This is a genomic window from Legionella lytica (assembly GCF_023921225.1).
Taxonomy (GTDB): Bacteria; Pseudomonadota; Gammaproteobacteria; order Legionellales; family Legionellaceae; genus Legionella; species Legionella lytica.
The window spans coordinates 2,561,570-2,584,971 of the sequence record NZ_CP071527.1 but is presented as its reverse complement, the minus strand read 5'-3'; the positions used below and the strand labels follow the sequence as shown (position 1 = coordinate 2,584,971).

The window sequence follows — 23,402 nt, the reverse complement described above, 5'->3', positions numbered from 1 at the left end:
AGTTGGTCTCTTACTTTCGAATGTTTAGTGTATTGAATTTTAAAATTTTTCAGGACATTAGTCATTTGCGTTATGAGTCAACTGCTTTTTTTTGTAAGATATATACTGATTATAACAAAATTTCTAAGGATGGTTTATGGACTTTAATTTCACAGAGGAACATCTCGAGATTCAGGAGATGGCTGCGGATTTTGCTCGTGACAAATTGGCCCCTATGGCGGAACATTGGGATGAGCACAGCGAGTTTCCAATTGAAATTTTACGTGAAGCAGCCGCATTAGGAATGGCTGGTATGATGGCCCGTGAAGATATTGGCGGCTCTCAATTAACTCGACTCGACTCTGCATTGTTATTTGAGCAACTGGCAACCGGTTGTATTAGTACCAGCGCCTATCTTTCTATACATAATATGGTTGCTACCCTTGTCGATCGCTATGCAGGACAAGAGCTAAGAGCTAAGTGGGGTCCTAAATTAACCGCAATGGAAGTATTCTCCAGTTATTGTCTAACGGAGCCTGAATCAGGTTCTGATGCCGCCTCCTTAAAAACCAAAGCAATTAAAGATGGCGACCATTATGTACTCAATGGTTCAAAATCATTTATTTCAGGTGGTTCGGTCAGTGATGTTTATTTATGTATGGTGCGTACAGGTGACGAAAGCCATCATGGAATCACCTGCTTATTAATCGAAAAAGGTACTCCAGGTTTAAGTTTTGGTAAGCTAGAGAAAAAAATGGGGTGGCATAGTCAGCCCACCTCAATGGTCTTTTTTGAAAATTGCCGCGTTCCGGTAAGTAACTTAGTAGGTGATGAAGGAATGGGGTTTAAAATAGCTTTAAATGCTTTGAATGGTGGACGAATTAACATTGCTTCCTGTTCCTTGGGGGGGGCACTTGCTTGTTTACGTTTATCTCAGCAATATATGCATGAGCGTAAACAATTTGGTAAAAAATTAAGTGAAATGCAAGCCTTACGCTTTTATTTTGCTGATATGCTCACGGATTTTGAAGCGGCTCGTTTAATGGTTTATCGCGCTGCGGCCGCGATGGATAAAGATGAGCCACATGCACCAATGTATTGCGCTATGGCAAAGCGCATGGCCACTGATGTCGCTTTTAATATTAGTGACAAAGCGATGCAATTGCACGGTGGTTACGGTTACTTACGTGATTATCAAATTGAACGTATTTTTAGAGATTTAAGAGTCCATCAGATTCTTGAGGGAACGAATGAAATTATGCGCGAAATTATTGCGAAGGCTAGTTTGGATGATGGTTTTGTTTTACGTTAATCAACAGGATTAAATCAGGAGTAATACAATGAATGTAGTTGAACAAGAATTAGACAGTCAGGGAATTTTACTATTAACATTAAATAGACCCGATAAGCTGAATGCTTTAAGTGCAGAAGTACTCAATGAATTAGCAGAAATCTTTCATGCTGCTAAAGAAAATCCCCAAGTTAAGGCGTTAATGATTACAGGTAATGGCAAAGCCTTTTGTGCGGGGGCTGATATTAGTCGTTTGGCAGAATGCACGGCGCAAACAGGCTATGACTTTGCTTGTCGTGGACAGGAAGTATTTCGTTTATTAGAAACTATGGGCAAACCTTCTTTAGCAGCAGTTAATGGATTTGCTTTTGGTGGCGGGTGTGAATTAGCGATTTCAGCAACCTTAAGAATTGCATCCACTATGGCGCAATTTGGTCAGCCTGAAGTAAAACTGGGGGTTATTCCTGGTTATGGTGGCACCCAACGTTTGGCGCGTTTAATTGGTAAAGGTCGTGCTTTAGATTTATGTCTGACTGGTCGCTTTATTCAAGCAGAAACTGCATTGAATTGGGGATTAGTAAGCGATGTGGTTGCACCTGAGTCTTTAATTGAACATGGTAAAAAGCTGCTGCAAGGTATTTTGAGCATGGCACCGCTAGCAATTGCTGGAGTGATGGAGGTTATTGATCATGGTTATGATTTATCACTGACTGATGCCTTACATTTAGAAGCAATTCATTTTGCCAAAACATGTGCTTCAGAGGATAAGCAAGAAGGAGTTTCTGCGTTTTTGAGTAAACGACCTGCACAATTTAAAGGAAGATAATTATGACTGAGGACGTGCTTTTTACACAGGAAGGTCAGTTAGGGTTAATTACATTAAATCGTCCAGGTGCTTTGAATGCGTTAACTTTAACCATGATTCTTGCCATGCAAAGGCAATTAAGTTTATGGAAAGAGGATGACAGTATTCGTGCGGTGGTAGTACAAGCAGCACCGGGGAATGCTTTTTGTGCCGGAGGAGATATTCGTGCACTTTATTTTTCTGGCCGATTAAATGATTCAGAACAAATGCAGTTTTTCTGGCATGAATATCGTTTAAATCATTTTATTCATCACTTGGGTAAACCTTATATCTCTTTAATTGATGGCATGGTTATGGGAGGGGGGGTTGGTATTTCATTGCATGGCAGCCATCCTGTAGCCTGTGATCGTTTTGTTTTTGCAATGCCAGAAACCAGTATTGGCTTTTTCCCCGACATTGGGGCTAGTTATTTATTAACTCGTTGTCCTGGTCATTTAGGTACTTATTTGGGATTAACCGGTAATCGACTCGGTCCTTACGATGCGTTGAAAGCGGGTTTAGTGAAGAAGGTAATGTCTTCAGAACATATTCCTGCGCTACTCAAGGCATTGCAGCAAGCCGATTTATCAGCAGATGCATCTAAAGCGGTTGATCAATGTTTGCATGAATATGCTGCATCAGCTTCTGATTCTGAGCCCAGCCAAATAAAACCAGCGATTAATGTATGTTTTGCTCACCCCAGTATAGAAATGATTAAAGCCTCATTACAGGATCAGGAAGGAGTGTGGCCTGTTAGTATTGAGAATGCCTTATCACAAAAATCGCCATTGAGCCTTAAAGTCACTTTAGAACAATTGAATCGTGCGAAGGGACTAACCTTGGCTGAATGTTTGCAAATGGATTACACTTTGGTGAGCCATTTCATGCATGGTAAGGATTTTTATGAGGGCGTACGTGCTTTATTGATTGATAAAGACAAGGACCCGCATTGGAATCCAGAAAGCTTGGATATGGTCAGTGATAGCATGGTGGCAAATTATTTTGAACGCCGGCATACAGGTTTGGAGTGGGTTAGTTAACGCTAATCATCGACCGCCATCATTGCGAACGAAGTGAAGCAATCCAGAACTGATTTCTAATAAGGCATCGTACTGGATTGCTTCACTTTGTTTACAATAAGGAATTCACTTCGCTCATGACCTTCCGGATTACGCTATGCCGCATCCTGACTACACTTTTGGCTTCTCTTAGGGAAAATGGGGGCTTACTTCAACCAACCACTAAGAATATCAACAATCTTTTGTGCTTGATCAGCGCTCGAAATATTAAACTTAGACTTCTGCCAGTACTGATTATTACGTTTTTGGTAACGGCGGATAGTATATTTCACTGGTCCAAAATCGTTTTTGCTATTATCCCAATCCTGGTACTTAAATATAATTGTGGTCCAGGCTCCTTTGCTTAATACCTGTTTATCCAGTTCTTTAGTTACTTCTGTACCGTTTTCGCTAAAGGCAATGGTAATATCGTCAACTGTTTCCGTCATTCAAGTGGTACCTCATGTTAATTAGTTGATGGATTGTAGTTTGCCATTAACAAAAGTCAAGGTTACTGTTGGTTGATATTGGCCAGGTTGATAAATCCACACTTTAGGTTTTTCTGCCGTGGGCACTACTTCATTAATGTAGGTGTTATTGGTGAGTGAGGGACTACCACAGGAATAATAAACTTTTTCCACCGGATCGCCTATTTGAATACTGTTACCACTACAAATAGAAACGGAATTACTATCAGAGCTGTTTAATTTAATATTTCGTACTTTTTGATCCGCGATATCAACTTCCAGCTGAGCACCCCCATTACCTGTAGGGATGTTCCATACACCGTAGAATGCTGTGGCGGCACCTTTGTTATTATAAATAAGCTGTTGTACAGGAATTTTTCTTAAAACGGGCTGATTCGAGTCTTGTTGACTTATGGGTTGGCCACAGGCGGCAATAACCTCATCTGGAGTCATACCAATGCTAATGTAGGCATGGTTCTCCGGACAATAGAATTGGTCATCAGCAAAGAGGCTAAAAGGTAAAAGAACCAATGCTAAACCTGTGCAATGCGACAATTTCATAATTTCATCCTTGTAGCCCTTGTCTATAAATAAGTATAGTTTGTTTTATAGTATTCTCCAGGGAAGGTTCGCATTAATGAATAATGTAATAACTTTCAAAATCATGAGCATGATAAAAGGAGAGAAGTCAAAACCAGAAATATCAGGAATAATTTTGCGTCCTAATTTCAGCAAGGGGTCGGTTAGCGTACGCAAAAAAGACTCAATTGGACCATTCCAGGCTGGATTCACAAAGCTCATAATCACGCGAATTAATATAGCGAAGAAGAGAAGGTCGCAAGGCTGAATGATTAGATCAGCAATAACATACAATATAAAATAGCCTATAGGCATTAGACCATGAAATGCGATCATGCTCAGGATAAATATCTTCAGGATTTCAACCAGTACGAGCACGATGATGGACGCTGTATCGTATTTTTGCCCGGGCTTTGGAGCTAATTTCAGTAAACGCTGTACAGGGATTACTAAGGGATCCGTGATGGTATGGATCAATTGGCTTAATGGATTAATTGCACTTATACGGTAGTAGCGAAGTGCCATACGTAACCAGATACTGAAAATAAGTACTGAAAAAGCTAAAGAAACAACAAATAATCCTACAGCGGTTAAACCTGACATATTTACCCCTAATCCTATTACTTTTATTGGCATACACCAGCTAGTATATACCTAAATGGATGAATGCAGGATAGAAACTGCGAAATTCTATTTTTTCTTTAGATGGGAGCATAAGGAATTCGTCACATGCTACATTTTAGAATGTAGCATGAAGGCAGCGTAGCGTAATTCGGGAAGTCATGAGCGCCCCGAATTCTTTAAATAATCAGTCGGCGAATACGATAAGGTTATTTTTTACGCTCACCAAAAATAGCTCGGCCAATACGAACTATAGTCGCTCCTGCCTTAATTGCCGGGACCAAATCATCACTCATTCCCATCGATAAAGTATCCATACTTAAGCCTAGTTTTTGGTTCAGCGATTTTAAGAGTAGGTTCATTTGCATAAATAGGTCATATTGCTTTTGCGGATCATGTTCTGGGGGTGGGATGGTCATTAGGCCTTTAAGTTTGAGATGAGGCAATTGACTCACTGCCAAAGCCAGTTCAGTTGTTTCTTCGGGACTAATACCTGATTTAGTTTCTTCAGGAATTAAGTTAACCTGCAAGCATACGTTTAATGGTGGTAAATCCGAGGGGCGGTGCTCACTCAGTAGTTGGGCTATTTTAAGTCTATTTATACCATGTACCCAATTAAAATCACGAGCAATATGTTTGGCTTTATTACTTTGGATTGGACCAATAAAGTGCCAGCATATAGGCAAGTCTTTTAGCGCATTAATTTTTTCTTGTGCTTCCTGAACATAGTTCTCGCCAAAATCGCTCACCCCAAGCTCAAATAATTGGGCGATTGACTCTGCACTTTGTTGTTTACTGACAGCAAGCAATAAGACCTCGTTAGCATTCCGGCCATTTTCTAATTCGGTCTGCCTAATAAGTTGTTGTATTTGATTTAAATTGTGTTGAAGATTCATCGTGCCTGTACTGTCTTTTAAAATGCTAACAATAGCAAAAGATAGGGCGTTTGCCGAGTAGAACCTTCTATGTTAACCTGTCGCCGCTATCCAAAACTCGCAGCAATATGGAAGAATTTACGTATGGATATAATCGAATTATTGACTTCAGCAGTTAACAATCAAGCTTCAGATTTACATTTGTCCTCTGGTGTAGAGCCCTGGATTCGTGTTGATGGCGAATTATACAAAATGAACTTACCGGTTTTAGAGCATTCCGATTTATTCGCTATGATTGATGAACTTCTTAGTGCACAACAAAAGGAAGAGTTGGCAAGACATTGGGAACTTGATTTTTCTTTTGAACTTGCGGAATTTGGTCGTTTCCGGGTTAATGTATTTCATCATTTGCGGGGTATTGCTGCGGCTTTTCGGTTTATTCCTACAACGATTCCCAGTTTTAGCGATTTGAGTTTGCCACCTGTTTTTACTGAACTAATCAATTACTCTAACGGATTGGTATTAGTAACAGGACCAACGGGTTCAGGAAAAAGTACAACCTTAGCGGCGATGATTGATTACATTAACAACTCACGCCATGGACATATTCTTACTATCGAAGACCCGATAGAGTTTGTGCACCTTAGTAATCAATGTTTAGTGAGTCAACGGGAAGTGCATCACAATACCCATAGTTTCCATGCCGCACTACGTTCTGCTTTGCGTGAGGATCCAGATGTCTTGTTGGTGGGAGAATTGCGCGATTTAGAAACGATTCGATTAGCTATGAGTGCGGCAGAAACTGGGCATTTGGTATTGGGGAGCTTACATACAAATTCTGCAGTTCATGCAGTTAATCGTATTCTTGATGTCTTTCCTGCAGACGAAAAAGCGGCAGCACGTTCTATTTTAGCGGAATCATTAAGGGCGGTTATTGCACAAAGGTTGGTAAAGCGAAAGGAGGGAAGAGGGCGCATTGCTGCTTTAGAAATCATGATTTGTACGAGGGCAATACGTAATTTAATTCGAGAAGATAAAGTAGCGCAGATGGTTTCTTTTTTGCAAACGGGGAAGGGGGGAGGGATGCAGACCATCGATCAGCATTTGTTGGAATTAGTGAGGAACGGGATTATATCCAGAGATACTGTACGTGATATAGCGGTGGATACGGGATTGTTTAATTAACCAATTCGCTGCGCTCAGAACTTTGGTTGCGAGCAACCAAGCTACATTAGATTCGTTTTGGATTGTATGTTGGGCCATGGCCCAACATTGAGTTTTGATGTGGCTCGAGTTTAAGCTTTTTTCTGTAACTCTATCAGCTGAGGAATTCCAATTTCAGCCAAAGCAAGCATGCTATTCAGCTCATCGCGATTGAAGTTTTTATCTTCCGCTGTTCCTTGTACTTCAATAAAATGACCTGCTTCAGTCATGACAACATTCATATCCGTTTCGGCAAGTACATCTTCTGCATAATCTAAATCAAGTACAGGCTGGCCTCTATAGATACCGACAGATACTGCCGCAACGTAATTAAACGTAGGCATTCTACGGATTTTTTCACGCTCAACCATCCAGGTAACCGCATCTCTCATTGCAACACAGGCGCCAGTGATGGCTGCAGTACGGGTTCCACCGTCTGCTTGGATCACATCACAATCCAGAGTAATGGTATTTTCACCTAAGAATTTTAAATCCACGCAAGCTCTTAATGAACGACCAATAAGGCGTTGGATTTCCATAGTTCGGCCACCTTGTTTCCCTTTTGCGGCTTCACGCTCTGTACGACTGTGGGTGGCTCGAGGAAGCATACCGTATTCTGCAGTTACCCAACCTTGGTTTTTACCTTTAATAAAACGAGGTACACCATCAATCACTGAGGCAGTACATAGTACTTTAGTATCTCCAAATTCAACAAGCACAGAACCTTCTGCATGTTTCGTAAAGTTGCGGGTTAATTTTATAGGACGAAGTTGATTGGCTTCACGATTACTGGGACGCATGGGATAATCCTCGCAAAAAGGAATAATTATACTCCTTAACGCGTAGACTTGCACCCATCATGTAATGATCTAGTTAAATCCTTTGTTGGGATCCATGTTTTCATCTAAAGGATGTTCCGTAAATTTTATGCGTTTTTCCTCTGGAGTATCATGTGAAAACAAAGATCTCCTTTTTAACGGGGAGCTATGCATAGGATGCAGCGCTGTTACTAAGTTTTTAAATTGAGTGTTGATCTCATTTAATTCATCCAAATATTTTGGTGCCTGACTTTGTGCGGTAAGAAATTGCATGCCCTTGGTATACCGATTATTCCACTCTTCTAATCCGGGAGCATGCGGTGCAGAGTAAAGTGAGCAGATGTATTCGTTCGTGAATTCCTTTAAACCACGAGCGGCAATAATTACATACGGTGGCTGCGTCGTTTCACAATATTTTTCAAAGGCTACTACGGCTTGATAGAGCGAATTAATTTTGTGGGCATGTCTGAATAGCTTGACAATTTGTTCTTTCCCATCGATAAAAGCCATCTCTTGGGGGGTGAGCAGAATCTCATCATTGACAACAAGTTTTTGCCCTACTAAGGTATTAAAGCGTTGAAGAGTCAGGGCATCCTTCGGTTTAAAATCTTTGACGGGGCAGATCATAGAGATACTTACATCAGCCCCAAACTTTATTAATTCAGCAATAGCCTCCACATTCCCACGGCTGACAGCCAGTTGAAGGGGAGTGAATCCGTTATGAGCCTGAATATTAAGATTTCCGTGATTTTGGGCAAGGCAAGTAATTATTTTAGTGTGCTCATCATCAACGGCATAATGCATTGGCGTCCAGCCATTATTTGGATCAACTACATTGAGATTTGCGTTATGTTTTGCAAGCACCTCGATAACAGAATCATGACCATGTAGGGTTGCTATGAAAACAGGCGTAGTCCCCTCCTTGTCTGTAAATTCCACATTTGTTCCATACCTTGCTGTCTCCTCAACGATTTTGGCCTCCCCTTCATATGCGGCTATAAAGCACAGATTAATTTGTTCTTCGCGCAAGGCTAAATCAGGAGTAACTGCGTGTTTTGCTTTGAGTTGGGTAAGTTGCTCTGTTAATGAGTTTAGGTAGGGATCATTTTTTACGGTAATCGCTCTTGTGGAAAAGGCTATATAAGGACTATCGTGTTCCTTAAGACTATCAACAATATTTTTAGCTAGTTTTCGTGTGTTGTTTCTTGGGAGTGATTCAGGTGGATATTCATTAATATCCATAAAGCACCATCCTCCACCAGTGGTATAAGTTAATGCCATAGTATGCGCATAATTGGATAAAAGAATTCCAACTTTTTTACCAGGATGTGGGCAGTGGTTTTCTATTGCTGTGGCTAAATCATTTAAATAATTTGCAATTTCCTCTTCGTTGTATATCAATGGTTGAGAGTAAACTTTAGTTAGCCCGCCTAAGCGCTGTATCGCCTCAGAGGATGCGAACGTGGAGACTTCATCAATGTTATCCTGATACACATGACGTTTATTAAATAGACCTTGCTGTTCATCAGGAGCCTGAAAAATGCGCAGGCTATCCATAAATGATTGAATTTCAATTAAATAATTATCTTCTCTAGTTAAATTTTTCCCTTGCTTCGCTTTGACTGCCTCAAGAGCGTTTTTTAAATGTGCACCATAGGCTACAAGTTTCAGGAGACGTTTATGAAATAGAGGTTCTTCGTTCAAAAAAGAAGCCTCTAACCAACGGAGAGAGGTTCCTTGACAACAACCCTTATCGTCAGCGGAATAGCCCAGAGATACATAGGCATCGACAATCGCGTCATGTGTATTCATATAGACTATTAAATGGTCAGCTAGTAGGATAAGTATAAGATAAGGCGCAATCCCCTTCAAATCATAAATGACTCATATTGATTTTGTTTTACTCTTTTTCGGACGTGCAGGTTGGGCACATGGCCTGAGGGATCGACTCGTTTTAATTAAGAGGAGCATGTATTATGCTCCTCTAAAATTATCTCCCAATGAGTCTCAACGTTTATTTTTTTCCTAATCAGTTGGCATCCTAGATAAAAGAAAGACAAGACCCTCCGATGTTTATAAGAGTTTGCTTGAAAATCATAATGTAATTTTAATTTCTCCGCCGAAGCCCCCGTAATCCAGGCAATGAGGCTAGCAATGGCCGCGAGTAGTAACCAAACTGTATACCGTTCTGGTTTGAAGGTGATGTTGTTATCGAAGCTAAAGCCATACCGAGTCGACTTAGTATCTCTAAAGTTTTCTTCAATGGTCATTCTTCGTGTGTATTTAATGCGAGCGAGATTAGGGTGTTCTTTAACTTCCTCTAAAGACGTCACAAGGAACCAAGGTTCTCTCCATGAGGCACTGTATTTCCTAGAGTCCTTGCCTTGGGCAGGTTTTTTCGTTTTGGTCATTTGATGACGCCCTTTAGGCGTTCCTTTGTAAAGGACCACATGATGAAGGAGGACATTGGTTTTCGCGATAGCCCAAAATCCTAAGTAACGTGCTTTATTCGTGGCCTGGGAGAACACCGTTTTAATCGCATAAAATCCACCTCCTGCATCATACTGAGTGATTCCTCGTACACGTCCTACATAATCCCACCCCATAGCTAATACCGATTTAAACCACGGGTTTTTAAATCCGGCATCAGTAATAAGGCAGGGCTTGCTTTCTGGAGGCAATACCGATTTTAGATTGTTTAAGAAATTGCGATGGATGTGCGGATTGTTTTCTTTCGATTTAGGATGAATTTCTTCATAAAGAGTAATACCTCGACCTGGTGCAGGAAATACCGCGCGCAGTAGGCACTGCTCTTTACCCTCACAATAATATTGGCTATTTGGAATACTTGACCAATCCACAACTATATCAGGAGTTGCGGTATGTTTAAGAACTCGACTACATATACTTCGATAAATTAGGAGCGATTCACGCTGATAAAACTGATTACTTAGAAAACGGTCTATTAAACGAATACCGGAGCGCTCTTTCGCTTGCCCATTCAAACATCGGCCTAATTGACTTAATTGAAGCTTCTTACTCTTTATTACACCGTTTACTATCGTAATTAAGCTTTTTAATCGTGTTTTATGAATTGATGAAGAGAATAGTTCATGTAAAATAGTGCTTACTTGCATCGTATGGCCTCAATGAGTCTTTGGTCGGAATCAATGAGATCACGTTATACGATGCAAGTCCAGATTTTTAAAAACGAGTCGATACCTCAGGCACATGGCCCAACATTGAGTTCTGGTGTGGAGGTTAATCCCTTTGGCTCGCTTTTTCTGCTAATAAGCGTTCTAAGAATTTATCAAAGGAATCAGCTATATGGATGATTTCATGATTAGTGTCAGTCAGCGTGTATGAATAAACTTTGGCCTGCTCATGTTCCCATTTTAGAAAATAAATTGAATGAGCATTCTGTTCTGCAAAAGGAAGTGTTTCGGCCCCTAGTTGCTCGCCATATTTATTAATGGTAAACCAAATATTTAATGTGTTTTTTTTGTCTTTGCCCACAATATAGAAATGACTCATCTGATGTCGTGCAAGGCTTGCGCCATTGTAATTTCTAAAGATTTCTTTCAGGTTAAAAGGAATAGGGTGGTCAAAATAATTTTCTAATTCAATTATTTGCGCTTTATTGGCAGGTGCAGCACTTTGCTCTAGTTTTAATTCATTTAGATTGAAAGACAATTCATTCATAGCAAGTATCAATAGAGTTTATTTGTTCGCTATTGTGCATAAAAATTGAAAACAATCAATGTCTGGAGTCTGCGGTTTGCCCTCGAGCCCTGATTTTCTAACCTTGCTGCACTGCATCAAGGTTACAGTTGAACAGCCCTGTCTAATTTTTTGAATTTGCGGTATAGTCGCGCGACGTATCTTCAATGGTATTTTTATGATTCAAAGTATGACTGCCTTTGCTCGGGCACAAAAACAGATCAATGCCGGAACTCTTTGTTGGGAGATTCGCTCAGTCAACCATCGCTATCTCGATATTTCATTTCGTTTGCCGGAGCCCTTTCGTTTTATTGAACCCCACTTACGTAATGTCCTGCGTGATAAAATAAGTCGTGGTAAATTAGAGTGTCAGCTTAAATATCAGGATGTTAGTTCTGATAGTCAGTCTATGCTTGTTAATACAGCAATGGTGAATGCATTGGTGGATTTAAGCCATCAATTGTCAGCTACTCATCACTTAGCAAATGATTTTGGCGTAAGCCGTATTCTTGCTTGGCCAGGGGTCGTGCAGGTAAGCGCTCCTGATGTTGAAGAATTAGGCCAGCAAGCAATTTCTTTGTTTGAAGAGGCTATCGAACAGCTTAAACAAGTTCGTGCGACTGAAGGAAATGCATTACAGGCTCATGTACATAGCCGTTTGCAGGAATTAGGTAAAGAAGTAACGCGCTCACGAGTATTGGTAGCGAATCAAGCCGAGCAAATTAAAGATAAATTGTTTTCTCGTTTGCAGGCTGTACAGATTGAAGTACCTGAAAATCGGGTAGAGCAGGAAATCGCGTTAATTCTTACTCGTTTGGATGTAAGTGAAGAATTAGATCGCCTACAAACCCATATTAATGAAGTGAGTAGAACTATAAATTGCGATAAAATAGCGGGTAGACGCCTTGATTTCTTAATGCAAGAGTTGAATCGCGAGGCGAACACTTTAAGTTCTAAGTCAGACTCTGTGGAGCTAACTCAGAGCGCTGTGGAAATGAAAGTACTAATTGAACAAATGCGTGAGCAAATTCAAAATATTGAGTGAGTCATATTGTGGGTAATTATTCGGGTAATTTATTTATTGTTGCTGCACCTTCAGGAGGGGGCAAAACGAGCTTAGTGAGAAATTTAATCAAGGCTCTTGAGCATATTGAGGTTTCTATTTCACATACAACTCGTGCGATGCGGCCAGGAGAGGCTCATGGAGTAGACTATTTTTTTGTTGATGAAGGACAGTTCACTACTATGATCCATGAGGGAGCTTTCGTTGAACATGCGCAAGTTTTTAGCCATTTATATGGTACTTCCAAGGTGCAAATTCGTGACCGTTTGGAACGTGGTATCGATGTGGTTTTAGATATTGACTGGCAGGGTGCTGCGCAAATTAAGAAAGATTTCCCTGAAGCAGTAAGTATCTTTATTATTCCACCATCAATCGAAGCCTTGAAAGAACGCTTAACGAGTCGAGGCCAAGATAATGACGAAATAATTCGTGGCCGAATGAAAAAAGCCCAAGATGAACTCAGCCATTATTCGGAGTTTGATTACCTCATTGTTAATGATACTTTTGAACATGCCGCAGCCGATTTATGCACTATTGTGCTGGCTAATCGTCTACGAATCGAGCGGCAGGTAAATAAACAAGCAAAATTACTTTCATTCCTGATGTCATCGCAGTAAAATAATAAGTTTTGGTTACCGGAGAATGCAATTATGGCACGAGTTACAGTTGAAGATTGTTTAGAGCATGTAGCAAACCGTTTTGAATTAGTTATGGTGGCTACAAAACGTGCACGACAAATTGCGGTGCGCGGTGATCAACCCATGGTTGAATGGGAAAATGATAAGCCAACAGTTGTTGCTTTACGTGAAATTGCTGAAGGCTTGGTTACAGCTGATATTTTAGATAAAGAATAAAAATTTGTAGCCCGTATTAGCGCAGCGTAATACGGGGGAATTTATTGCTACAGCGCCTCATATTAGTACTTTGCTAATGTGAGCAATTGTTCACTGTTGTCATTGCGAGCGAAAACGGCGTAGCAATCCCGAAGTATGAGGCTATGCACCCTGGATTGCTTCGCTGCGCTCGCCATGTTGAAATTTATATCTAGCATGAACGTTTACACTACGGGTTACGTGTTTTTAAGCAGTTTAAAATGGTCTATTGTGCAGGTGCACCATTTTTTATGGTTTGGGCTATTATTTTAGTATAGGGTTCAATTTTTTGCTTGGATGTCAGGGGCTGTTTCCATTATCTTAGCCAAAATGAGGTATGACCATGTTGGACATCAGGGAGTGCTGCGTGAGCTATTTTAAAGAGCTTGATGAAGAGCTGAAATGCTATCTCGAGCAAGCTCAAATAGAAAAATGTTACCAAGCTTATTTGGTTGCTGAAAAAGCACACCATGGTCAAATGCGCCGTTCAGGGGAGCCTTACATTACCCATCCTGTTGCCGCTGCTTTGATTCTGGCTCGAATGCGGCTCGATTATCAAACCATTATGGCGACACTACTTCATGATGTCGTTGAAGATACTACCGTAAGCAAAGAAGATCTAACCCGCCAATTTGGTGAAGACATCACCGCCCTAGTCGATGGGGTTACTAAACTTACCAAAATCAAATTTGAATCCAAAGCAGAGGCTCAAGCTGAAAATTTTCGTAAAATGGTTTTGGCTATGGTCAAAGATATACGCGTAATTATCGTAAAATTAGCGGATCGACTGCATAATATGCGCACCTTAGGCTCTATGCCTGCCGCAAAACGACGTCGTATTGCGATTGAAACCTTAGAAATTTATGCTCCAATTGCTAATCGCTTAGGTATGCACTCCATCTATGTTGGCCTTGAGGACCTGGGATTTCAAGCTTTATATCCCATGCGTTATCGCGCAATTAAATCCGCTGTGGAAAAATCACGCGGTAATCGACGTGAATTAACTCAAACTATCGAACGTGATTTGCAACAGGCTCTTGCGCAATTAAATATTCCCTATGAGCAGGTATTTGGTAGACAGAAGCACTTATACAGTATCTATCGTAAAATGCGACAAAAGAAGGCTTCATTTACAGAAATCACGGATGTATTTGCATTCCGGGTTATCACCGAAGATATTGATTCTTGTTACCGTATTTTAGGTGCGCTGCATTGTACTTATAAGCCTGTTCCCCAACGTTTTAAAGATTATATCGGGATTCCGAAGGCGAATGGTTATCAATCCTTACATACCACTTTGTTTGGTCCCTTTGGGGTTCCACTGGAAGTACAAATCCGTACACGCGATATGGATAAAGTTGCAGACAATGGGGTTGCAGCACATTGGATTTATAAATCTTCGGGATTGGAAGTAAATGAAGCGCAGTTACGTGCCCGCGAATGGGTACAAAGTTTACTAGAAATGCAGCGTAGTACTGGGAACTCCCTAGAATTCATTGAAAACGTTAAAATTGATTTATTCCCTGATGAGGTTTATGTCTTTACACCTAAAGGTCATATCATGGAGTTGCCCAAGGGGGCTACACCAGTTGATTTTGCCTACGCAGTGCATTCGGGAGTAGGGAACAGTTGTGTGGCAGCAAAGGTAAATCGACGTTTAGTACCACTGAGCATTCCCTTATCAAATGGACAAACTGTAGAAATTATTACCTCTGCCAGTGCTCAGCCTAATCCGGCCTGGTTAAATTTTGTGGTTACTGGCAAGGCACGTTCGAATATACGTCATTTCTTGAAAAGCCAACAAAATGAAGAATCCATTGTTTTAGGAAAGCGATTACTGGAGCAATCTTTAGCTGAATTATCCAGTGATTATGCCAAAGTACCACCCGAGACGCTTCAAGCCTTATTAAGTGATTTACACTATAAAACTATAGATGATTTACTCTATGCTATTGGTATTGGTAATCAAATGGCTATGGTGATTGCCAAACGCTTGGTGGTCAGCCAAGATTTCCATGAGTTGGATAAAGCCGGAAAAGTTCGACCCTTTGCCATTAAAGGCACCGAAGGGATGGTGGTACATTTTGGTGAGTGTTGCCAACCAATTCCTGGAGATAGCATCATTGGGGTCTTCCAGCAGGGTAGAGGAATTATTGTACACAATAGCGATTGTGCGACCTTAAAAACCACACGGATGAATCCTGAACAATTTGTTCCTTTACGCTGGGATGAAAAAGTTGAAGGGGAATATTGGGTCGATATTACAGTTGATGTAGCTAATGAGCGCGGAGTATTGGCTGCCTTAGCGACCGCCATTTCCGAAGCGGGATCAAATATTGGTAATATTAACGTGGATCCTCGAGATGGTCGCCATAACGCAGTAACGTTTTCAATTAGTGTGATTGACCGGACGCACCTGGCGCGTGTAATGCGTCGACTACGCGCAAATAAAGTAGTGATGCGTTTGTACCGAAAAAAACAAGGGGATAATTAATGCAGCCTGTACATACCAAATTAGCTCCGGAAGCTATTGGAACCTATTCACAAGCAATTCAATGCGGTAACACCGTATATCTCTCAGGGCAAATACCACTAGATCCTAAAACCATGGAAATGTGTAGCGAAGACATTAGTGAACAAATCACACAAGTTTTAGAGAATTTATCCGCAGTATGTGAGGCTGCGGGTGGTAGTTTGGCCAATATAGCTAAGTTAAATGTGTATTTGACGGATTTAAGTCATTTTCCATTGATCAATGAAGCCATGGGGCGTTATTTTGTTGAGCCTTATCCTGCTCGGGCAGCAATCGGTGTTGCCGCATTGCCACGTGGAGCACAGGTCGAGATGGATGGGGTATTAGTATTACCTTAGCTGGTTGGCGTTGGGTTTGCGAAGAATGTAGGTTGGGCCCATGGTCCAACTTGGAATTCTAGTTTGGCTCGATACCTTGTTGGGCCATGGGTCCAACCTACAATGTAATCCATTAATTTAATGGCATTGATTCCATGGAAGACAACCAAAAATCAACACCAAAATAGTTTAATTTTTAGAGTTTAAAGTATGAGTATTGTTTCCCTTCATGATGTCAGCCTTAATATTGCAGGCAATCAATTATTAGATAAAGCAGATTGGCAAATACAGCCACAAGATAGAGTTGCCCTTGTGGGCCGAAATGGAGCAGGAAAATCAACTCTTCTTAAATTACTGCAAGGAGATATTGTTCCTGACAGTGGCCAAATCAATCAATTATCTGGTTTAAGAGTAGCAGGTTTAACCCAAGAGGTGCCTATTACAGGTGATGACTCCGTTTATCATTTTCTAGTGAAAAGTTTAGGTGAAGTCGGTGAGATCTTATCTCAATTTAATGAGCTTTCCCAACAAGGGGATATGGAGAAATTAGCTCGCGTTCAACAGCGTATGGATAACCTTCATGCTTGGGATAAATTACCACAAATTGAAACGATGGCCAGTCGTCTGGGTATTACTACTCAGGAGCGGATGAATAATTTATCCGGGGGGATGAAACGTCGCGTTCTTCTGGGGGCAGCGCTGATTGCATCACCCGATTTATTATTATTGGATGAGCCAACGAACCATTTAGATATTGAGGCGATTGAATGGCTTGAAGCCTACCTTAAAAGCTTTAAGGGTGCGGTATTGTTGGTTACTCACGATAGAGAGTTTTTAAGCCAAGTATCAAATCGGATAGTAGAAATTGATCGCGGGAAATTACATCAACATGATTGTGATTATGAAACCTATCTTGACCGGCGTGAGACAATTCGCCAGAGCGAACAAAAACAAAATGAATTATTTGATAAAAAACTCGCTGAAGAGGAAGTCTGGATTCGCACCGGTGTTAAAGCGCGACGTACTCGTAATGAAGGGCGAGTGCGTGCTTTAAAAGCATTACGTGAAGAATATAAAGCACGCCGCAACCAATTAGGAAAAGTTAAAGCACTCTCTTTAGATGTTAATCGTTCAGGTTCTGTAGTTCTCGAAGCAACCAATGTTAATTATTCTCTGGGGCAAAAGAAGTTATTAGAAAACTTTTCCTTATTACTGACTCGCGGAGATAAACTGGGTGTTATTGGACCTAATGGTTGTGGTAAGACAACCCTGGTACGTTTATTGTTGGGGGAATTGCAGCCCGATTCTGGAGACATCAAACAGGGCACCTCCTTAAATGTGGCTTATTTTGATCAGCTGCGTCGCCAATTGCAGGAAGATAAAACGGTGATGTATAACGTGGGAGAGGGTGCCGATTATGTAACGATTAACGGCAAGCAAAAACATGTTGCCAGTTATTTACGTGATTTTCTGTTTTCTTCGGAGCGTTTTAATCAACCGGTTTCCGTATTATCAGGTGGAGAGCGTAATCGTTTATTATTAGCTAAATTATTCGCTAAACCAGTTAACTTTTTAGTGATGGACGAACCTACCAATGATTTAGATATTGAAACGTTAGAACTTTTGGAAGAGATGTTGGCTGATTATCCAGGTACATTAATATTAATTAGCCATGATAGAGCCTTCATTAACCAGGTAGTGACTAGCGTATTAGTGTATGAAGAAGCCGGACAATTTTGTGAGTTTGTTGGTGGCTATGACGACTATAAAACGCATAAAAAGCAACAGCAACAACAACAGCGTGAGCGCGATGTAGCAGATAAAAATCCAGCAGTGAAGCGCAGTCCGTCGACAAATAAGCTAAGCTTTAATGAGCAGCGTGAATTATCCCAGTTGCCACAAAAAATTGAGCAATTGGAGAAGAAGATTTCTGAGTTGCAATTACAGATGGCTGACCCCAAATTTTATCAGCAAGATGCATCGGCGATTGCAAAAATAAATCAGAGTCTTGCTGAGGATGAAGCTGTATTAATGGAGTATTATGCGCGTTGGGAAGCTTTAGAGGAACGGTTATAAAGAGTACCCAATTGATTTTAGATTTATGTTTGAGGAACAAGTAAATGTTATTCACGCTGACGTTGGTTATCCTGTTGGGAGCTATTACGGTATTTTTTTCACAGGAGTTCCTTGGAGTCATTAAGAAAATCTTTGCAGTGAAAGGTGTTAAATTATTTTTGCCTTTATTGGTGGCATCTTGGTTTGTATTTAGTTATGGCGATTGGGTTATCTTTGTGCTCACCTATTACCGTGAAACTCTAGTAAAGGTATTAACATTTATCGTTGCAATAATTCCCTTCCCGCAAATAGCTGAACATGTAGCTATAGTGACTGTATTAACCCTTGTTTCAGTACTGCCTGTATACCTGATCGACTTATTCATGCGTAAACGAAGCTATAAGTCATACAACTATCCTCAGACAACCAGTCTGCTAATTTTCATTGTAAGTACCTTTATTTTGTTGGGACTCTAATTACGTAGCCCGTATTAACGCAGTGTAATACGGGGATTAGTATTACCAACAGATGGATTACACTATTTGTCTTAGACTCTGAAACTAATCTAACTAAAGCATTTCAAAGAACCTAGTAGTGGCCACCATCAGTTATCGGTCATTCTGGAGGTATATCACTTATTCACTAGTAAGAGCCTGCGAGGGTTGGTTCACAGTTAAGAGGGCAACACAACGACGAAATCAGTTATTCTTTTTAAATCCTTGCATAAAGAAAAAGAACAGAGACAAACGACGTTAACATGATAATCCTAATGTATCGACCTTAAATTATTTTTCACCTATTACACAAATGATTTAATCTTATTAGCTAGCTCATCTTCTTCTGCATAAAAATATGCAGTAGGAACGGACAATACTTTTGCAATTCTTTTTAATGTGGAGAAATCGGGAGCATGCTTTCCAGTCTCATACTGATTGATGCGAGGGCTGGCTGAAAATTCATCTATTCCAGCAGCAATGCCTAATTGTTTTTGTGATATCCTCGCGGCAAGGCGGGCTTCTTTTAATCGCTTGGGTAAAGGTGAATCGCTCATTTTAACGTACCTAATAATTGCTTATAAAAAACTAAGGATCGCTTAGTATCCGCCTATCAATGAACCAAATATGATCATTTGGTTTTTTATGGATTCATGAAGTCTAAATAAAAAACGAAACTGGTGCTAACCAGTTAAATTTTATCAATTTTGTTTAGGGGTTCCTAATGAAATTAAGAATATTGTTAGTAAGTGTGTTTATTGGCCTTTTTAGTTCCTCTAATCTTCTCTACGCATGGGGTAATTATCACCATCACCATAAACGCCGACATCACCACCATCATCGAATCCAACCTCATTATTATCCAAGACCACAGGTGCATGTATATCAACATTATAGTGCCAACCGCTATCCTAGTTTGCATTGTCATAATAATATATGTGAGTAGATGTATTAATAATATTGTCCCAAAGACATTACTGTGAGAAAAAAATGAAAAAATTTATCGCTATTATCCCTGTTTTATTACTACTTGTTAGTTGTGCTACAGGTTATCATCCAATGTCACTATCGGGAGGGTTTGAGGATTTCCGCTTAAGTGATGATACTTATACGGTAAAGTTTTTAGGGAATGAATACACAAGCCGCGATCAGGCTTATCAATATGCCTTAAGACGTTCTGCTGAAGTAACTAAGATGAACGGCTATCGATATTTTAAGATTGTTGATTCAGCGTCAACAGTAAATAAACGAACCTATCAAACACCAATTACGGAAACCACTACAACGGATTCAACTTCCGATCACCACCATCACCGCCGCCATAATTCAACCACAAGAAGTACGACAACTATTTCGGGTGGGGAATGGGTAACGGTAGAAATTCCAACAACATTTATGAAGATTAAACTCTATCGTAGTAATGTTGCTGGAGGAATGGATGCTGAATCTGTTTTAAGTAATTTTAAAAAATAATATTTTTGAATTCCCACAGCCAAGCTGTGGGAATTCATGAGTAGTGTCACCTTAATGAAGTTCTTGAAGTCATACAAACAAAAACCATCTTGTTAGTATCAGCGCTAAAATATTGCCTAAAACGATGGATGTAATATAGCCAATCCATAGTTTTTTCCCCTCTGTGCCGGATGATTCTTTAAACGCAAACAGATAAGTCATCAATACCCAGGCAAGTGTGCCCATGAATACTAGCCAACTAAAGGTATTAGCCAAAGTTAAATGAAGCTCTATGCCTTTGGACAAGTCATCTGCTTTAAATAAATCTGGATTGTAATATTTTAGAAATAAATTAAAAAGTAACGAAATTAAAATTGGAACACGAGCGAGTAATACCGTTCCAAAAAAATCAATAACTCGAATTCTCTTTTGTTTTAAAAGTATTGCCATACTAAGAAAAACAAGTGACAGAACTAACCAAGCGACAATATTCTGATAAACCAGTAAAAGAAAATTAGGCTTCATCGCTTTTAAATCATAAGGCATCATATAGCCTAAAATTCCATCAAAATAGACACCTGCATAGGTGCCTACTAATGACATAATCACTAAAACTACAAGCCCTAATAATAAAGCCTTAAATCCCGCTATCTTTTGAAAAGGATTTATAAACCAAGAATTCTCAATTTGTGTGCAAAAACTTTGTTTATTTAACGCTGTGAGTAACATTTGATATTCAGAGGAGGATATTTTATTCTCTTTAAACATAGCTAATAGTTTCAACTCTTCTTTATTCATAATCTACCTTATACGTTAATTAACAGCAGCGTTGCTTCTTTGGCGGTAATTTTTCCTGCTTCCAGTTGCTGCAAAATATCTTCTTTGGAGGTTTGTCGTGCATTTTCTAGCGCGTGTATCGAGTCAATTAAATTGTTTAATCTGTTTCTTAACGTTGGGTAAGAAACTGATTGTAGCTTCGCCATTTCTTTTAAACTGCCGGAACTTAATACGAAATCCAAAATAAATTGCAAATCAGCTTCCGGTAATTGCAATAATTTAGGGATAGAAAAACTGCCTTCAAAAGTCATCCTACAAGAAGAACAAGCCATCTTTACCACTTCAACCTGATTACTCTCACAAGAAGGACAATGAGAAATAATTTTACCCATGGCATCTCCATTTAATTTTATTTTTATATTAGCAAAATCAGAGATATTAATCAATTTAATTAATGTTTAGTTTAATTTTATTGATTTTTATTTTAATTTTATTTATTATTTTTTCGCTTTTATGGATTTTAAGATAAGAAATTGGGACGTTTAGGATAAAAAGCACCCGTGGATCATAATTATTTTGAACAGGTTGAATCAAATGAAAAACACAACTTCCACCGTACCACCTGCTCTGAAACACTCTATGCAATTTTTGTTGCAATTTTTCTTTGATCCAGAGACTAAATGGAACGCACGCATACTATTTGCGGGATTGGTCTTAAGCGTTTTGACTCTAACTGGCCTTGGATTGGCATTAGGATGGTGGTGTTTTCCCTCTGTATACACTGCATTTATTGCCAAAGATACGGCTCTGTTATTTACCAGTGCACTCAGAACCTTGTTAATCGCGAGCCTTATGTGTTGTAGTAGCTATTCGTCAAGCGCTCTTAAAAACAAACTATTCAAAGAATGGGGTTCCTGGCTAACCAGCAGATTGACCGAGCAATACAACATACATCATCTGAAAATTTTTAGAAGTTATAGAGAGAAATTGGATAACCCAGAGCAACGTATTCAAGAGGATGCTGAGAATGTTGTGCAAGCTACGCTGGATTTATCGGTAGGTTTAATTGAGAACCTGTCTAATTTCATCATGTTCACTACACTATTAGCGATAGCTGGAGGTCCTATTTCTTTCAGTATTTTGGGGCTTAATATAGTTATTCCAGGTTTTTTTATCTGGGTAGCTTTACTCACAGGGATTTGTTCTTCAGTAATCGGTTATTTTGTAAGCAGCTCGTTACAGACTGCTACCTTAGAAGAAACAAAATGCCGTTCTAATTTTAGGGCCAATTTACAACAGCTGACCATTTTTTCCGAAGAAATAGCATTGGAAGGTGGTGGTGAATACTTTAAAGCACATCTAAAAAAGAATATAGATGAGTTTTATGCTAAATCCATACAGCGATTATCAATTCAAAATAGGATCAATACGTTTAATATGTTTATTAATACGGTGCAGGCTCTGGTCCCTTTCTTTGCTGCTGCCCCTCTTTATTATAATGATGTCATTACTTTGGATGCATTTTTTTCTATAGGCTATTATTTTTCTATGGTTACCCGTTCGTTAAACTGGTTTATCAATTCATTCGAAAAGATAAATCGATTTCAAACCAGTCTTAGCCGAATTACTGAATTACAGCAGGTCTTTGATGAAAATAATTCTACAAAAGGGATTATGCGTATCATCAAAGCCAGTAATGAGCTGGAAATTAACGATGTAAAACTTACATCGCCGAATGATGGCCAAGTAATTATAAAAGGGCTTAATTTAAAATTTTCTGCAGGCATTGATACCATGCTGCAAGCGCGATCAGGGGTGGGGAAAAGTACTCTGTACAAAGCAATAGGAGGAACTTGGTTATCAGGTGAGGGAGAGATTATTATTCCTAATAGCTTTGATGCAATTTATTTTTTACCACAAACACCAACTATTCCTGATGATACGTTAAGAAATATACTTGCCTATCCTCAAGCAGAGTGTATGTACTCTGATGCGGAACTCATGTCGGTATTAAAGATAGTGGAAATGGAGCATCCTGCTGAACGACTCGATGAACGTATACAGCTTAACTCACCCCTTTCTTTGGGGCAAAAGCAGCGAATTGCATTAGCTCGTGTTCTACTAAGGAAACCAGACTGGGTATTCTTGGATGAGGCAACTGCGTCTTTAGATGAAAAGGCGGAAGCGATGGCCTATCGTTGCCTTAAGAAAAACCTACCCAATATAACCATTATCAGTATTGCCCATCGCTCTACGGTAAAACGCTATCATAATAGGGTACTATTTTTTAACGTAGATTCAGAGAAGGATGTACAAATAAGCGAGGAGACTTGTTTTGAGCCTATTGCTTTAATTGAGCCGGCTGGGTTGTAACTGAGGAGGGA

The 23,402-nt window shown here is 39.8% G+C and carries 25 protein-coding genes; 14 read left to right on the top strand and 11 right to left on the bottom strand.

Features of this window, described 5'->3' with window-relative positions:
* Window positions 1-136: 136 nt before the first annotated feature.
* Genes J2N86_RS11410 through J2N86_RS11400 form a run of 3 tightly spaced genes read left to right on the top strand, consistent with a single transcriptional unit; the run spans window position 137 to window position 3,154 of the window.
* Window positions 137-1,291: an acyl-CoA dehydrogenase family protein gene (locus tag J2N86_RS11410; RefSeq protein WP_252579591.1), complete on the top strand. Its 1,155-nt coding sequence runs from the start codon at window positions 137-139 to the stop codon at window positions 1,289-1,291.
* Window positions 1,292-1,319: 28 nt separating this feature from the next.
* Window positions 1,320-2,096, top strand: coding sequence for an enoyl-CoA hydratase/isomerase family protein (locus tag J2N86_RS11405; protein WP_252579590.1), 777 nt, complete (start codon window positions 1,320-1,322; stop codon window positions 2,094-2,096).
* A gap of 2 nt (window positions 2,097-2,098) precedes the next feature.
* A complete protein-coding gene (locus J2N86_RS11400) occupies window positions 2,099-3,154 on the top strand; it encodes an enoyl-CoA hydratase/isomerase family protein (RefSeq protein ID WP_252579589.1) in 1,056 nt (351 codons plus the stop codon).
* A 185-nt stretch (window positions 3,155-3,339) separates the two neighbouring features.
* Here J2N86_RS11400 and J2N86_RS11395 read toward each other — a convergent pair whose 3' ends face one another.
* From J2N86_RS11395 to J2N86_RS11380, 4 genes are all read right to left on the bottom strand, one after another.
* Window positions 3,340-3,621, bottom strand: a complete 282-nt coding sequence (locus J2N86_RS11395; protein ID WP_252579588.1) for a hypothetical protein — start codon at window positions 3,619-3,621, stop codon at window positions 3,340-3,342.
* 21 nt (window positions 3,622-3,642) lie between these two features.
* Entirely contained in the window at window positions 3,643-4,200 is a 558-nt protein-coding gene (locus J2N86_RS11390; RefSeq protein WP_252579587.1) for a DUF2845 domain-containing protein, read from the bottom strand.
* 45 nt (window positions 4,201-4,245) lie between these two features.
* Window positions 4,246-4,821 (bottom strand): YggT family protein, encoded by a 576-nt coding sequence (locus J2N86_RS11385; RefSeq protein ID WP_252579586.1) that lies wholly within the window; start codon window positions 4,819-4,821, stop codon window positions 4,246-4,248.
* A 227-nt stretch (window positions 4,822-5,048) separates the two neighbouring features.
* Window positions 5,049-5,735, bottom strand: a complete 687-nt coding sequence (locus J2N86_RS11380; protein ID WP_252579585.1) for a YggS family pyridoxal phosphate-dependent enzyme — start codon at window positions 5,733-5,735, stop codon at window positions 5,049-5,051.
* A gap of 123 nt (window positions 5,736-5,858) precedes the next feature.
* Here J2N86_RS11380 and J2N86_RS11375 point away from each other — a divergent pair, with 123 nt between their 5' ends.
* Window positions 5,859-6,899, top strand: coding sequence for a type IV pilus twitching motility protein PilT (locus tag J2N86_RS11375; protein ID WP_252579584.1), 1,041 nt, complete (start codon window positions 5,859-5,861; stop codon window positions 6,897-6,899).
* A gap of 110 nt (window positions 6,900-7,009) precedes the next feature.
* Here J2N86_RS11375 and rph read toward each other — a convergent pair whose 3' ends face one another.
* The 4 genes from rph to J2N86_RS11355 all read right to left on the bottom strand — a co-directional run bounded on the left by rph (window position 7,010) and on the right by J2N86_RS11355 (window position 11,437).
* Window positions 7,010-7,717 (bottom strand): ribonuclease PH, encoded by a 708-nt coding sequence (rph, locus tag J2N86_RS11370; protein WP_252579583.1) that lies wholly within the window; start codon window positions 7,715-7,717, stop codon window positions 7,010-7,012.
* Window positions 7,718-7,786: 69 nt separating this feature from the next.
* A complete protein-coding gene (locus J2N86_RS11365; RefSeq protein ID WP_252579582.1) occupies window positions 7,787-9,547 on the bottom strand; it encodes an ankyrin repeat domain-containing protein in 1,761 nt (586 codons plus the stop codon).
* A gap of 146 nt (window positions 9,548-9,693) precedes the next feature.
* On the bottom strand, window positions 9,694-10,872 hold the full coding sequence (locus tag J2N86_RS11360) for an IS4 family transposase (RefSeq protein ID WP_252579581.1): 1,179 nt from the start codon (window positions 10,870-10,872) through the stop codon (window positions 9,694-9,696).
* Window positions 10,873-10,996: 124 nt separating this feature from the next.
* Window positions 10,997-11,437: an SMI1/KNR4 family protein gene (locus J2N86_RS11355; RefSeq protein WP_252579580.1), complete on the bottom strand. Its 441-nt coding sequence runs from the start codon at window positions 11,435-11,437 to the stop codon at window positions 10,997-10,999.
* Window positions 11,438-11,633: 196 nt separating this feature from the next.
* Between J2N86_RS11355 and J2N86_RS11350 the strand changes: the two genes are divergently transcribed.
* The 7 genes from J2N86_RS11350 to J2N86_RS11320 all read left to right on the top strand — a co-directional run bounded on the left by J2N86_RS11350 (window position 11,634) and on the right by J2N86_RS11320 (window position 18,771).
* Window positions 11,634-12,500, top strand: a complete 867-nt coding sequence (locus J2N86_RS11350) for a YicC/YloC family endoribonuclease (protein WP_252579579.1) — start codon at window positions 11,634-11,636, stop codon at window positions 12,498-12,500.
* A 5-nt stretch (window positions 12,501-12,505) separates the two neighbouring features.
* The gene (gene gmk, locus J2N86_RS11345; RefSeq protein WP_252582446.1) at window positions 12,506-13,135 is read left to right on the top strand and encodes a guanylate kinase; all 630 of its coding nucleotides are present in this window, start codon (window positions 12,506-12,508) and stop codon (window positions 13,133-13,135) included.
* A gap of 33 nt (window positions 13,136-13,168) precedes the next feature.
* Window positions 13,169-13,372, top strand: a complete 204-nt coding sequence (gene rpoZ, locus J2N86_RS11340) for a DNA-directed RNA polymerase subunit omega (protein WP_058535685.1) — start codon at window positions 13,169-13,171, stop codon at window positions 13,370-13,372.
* Window positions 13,373-13,757: 385 nt separating this feature from the next.
* A complete protein-coding gene (spoT, locus tag J2N86_RS11335; RefSeq protein ID WP_252579578.1) occupies window positions 13,758-15,884 on the top strand; it encodes a bifunctional GTP diphosphokinase/guanosine-3',5'-bis pyrophosphate 3'-pyrophosphohydrolase in 2,127 nt (708 codons plus the stop codon).
* Complete coding sequence (locus J2N86_RS11330) at window positions 15,884-16,261, top strand: RidA family protein (protein ID WP_252579577.1); 378 nt, start codon at window positions 15,884-15,886, stop codon at window positions 16,259-16,261. Before spoT ends, J2N86_RS11330 begins: the two co-directional genes overlap by 1 nt.
* Window positions 16,262-16,450: 189 nt before the next feature.
* On the top strand, window positions 16,451-18,316 hold the full coding sequence (locus tag J2N86_RS11325; RefSeq protein WP_252579576.1) for an ATP-binding cassette domain-containing protein: 1,866 nt from the start codon (window positions 16,451-16,453) through the stop codon (window positions 18,314-18,316).
* A gap of 44 nt (window positions 18,317-18,360) precedes the next feature.
* Complete coding sequence (locus tag J2N86_RS11320) at window positions 18,361-18,771, top strand: hypothetical protein (RefSeq protein ID WP_252579575.1); 411 nt, start codon at window positions 18,361-18,363, stop codon at window positions 18,769-18,771.
* 323 nt (window positions 18,772-19,094) lie between these two features.
* Here J2N86_RS11320 and J2N86_RS11315 read toward each other — a convergent pair whose 3' ends face one another.
* A complete protein-coding gene (locus tag J2N86_RS11315; protein WP_252579574.1) occupies window positions 19,095-19,346 on the bottom strand; it encodes a helix-turn-helix domain-containing protein in 252 nt (83 codons plus the stop codon).
* A 167-nt stretch (window positions 19,347-19,513) separates the two neighbouring features.
* Between J2N86_RS11315 and J2N86_RS11310 the strand changes: the two genes are divergently transcribed.
* The gene (locus J2N86_RS11310; RefSeq protein ID WP_252579573.1) at window positions 19,514-19,735 is read left to right on the top strand and encodes a hypothetical protein; all 222 of its coding nucleotides are present in this window, start codon (window positions 19,514-19,516) and stop codon (window positions 19,733-19,735) included.
* A gap of 44 nt (window positions 19,736-19,779) precedes the next feature.
* Window positions 19,780-20,262 (top strand): CC0125/CC1285 family lipoprotein, encoded by a 483-nt coding sequence (locus tag J2N86_RS11305; protein WP_252579572.1) that lies wholly within the window; start codon window positions 19,780-19,782, stop codon window positions 20,260-20,262.
* Between the two features lie 69 nt (window positions 20,263-20,331).
* Here the strand turns inward: J2N86_RS11305 and J2N86_RS11300 are convergent, their stop codons facing one another.
* Window positions 20,332-21,039, bottom strand: a complete 708-nt coding sequence (locus J2N86_RS11300; protein WP_252579571.1) for a hypothetical protein — start codon at window positions 21,037-21,039, stop codon at window positions 20,332-20,334.
* An 8-nt stretch (window positions 21,040-21,047) separates the two neighbouring features.
* A complete protein-coding gene (locus tag J2N86_RS11295; RefSeq protein ID WP_252579570.1) occupies window positions 21,048-21,410 on the bottom strand; it encodes a DUF2089 domain-containing protein in 363 nt (120 codons plus the stop codon).
* A gap of 202 nt (window positions 21,411-21,612) precedes the next feature.
* Here J2N86_RS11295 and J2N86_RS11290 point away from each other — a divergent pair, with 202 nt between their 5' ends.
* Entirely contained in the window at window positions 21,613-23,391 is a 1,779-nt protein-coding gene (locus J2N86_RS11290) for an ABC transporter ATP-binding protein/permease (RefSeq protein ID WP_252579569.1), read from the top strand.
* The last annotated feature ends 11 nt before the right edge of the window (window positions 23,392-23,402 follow it).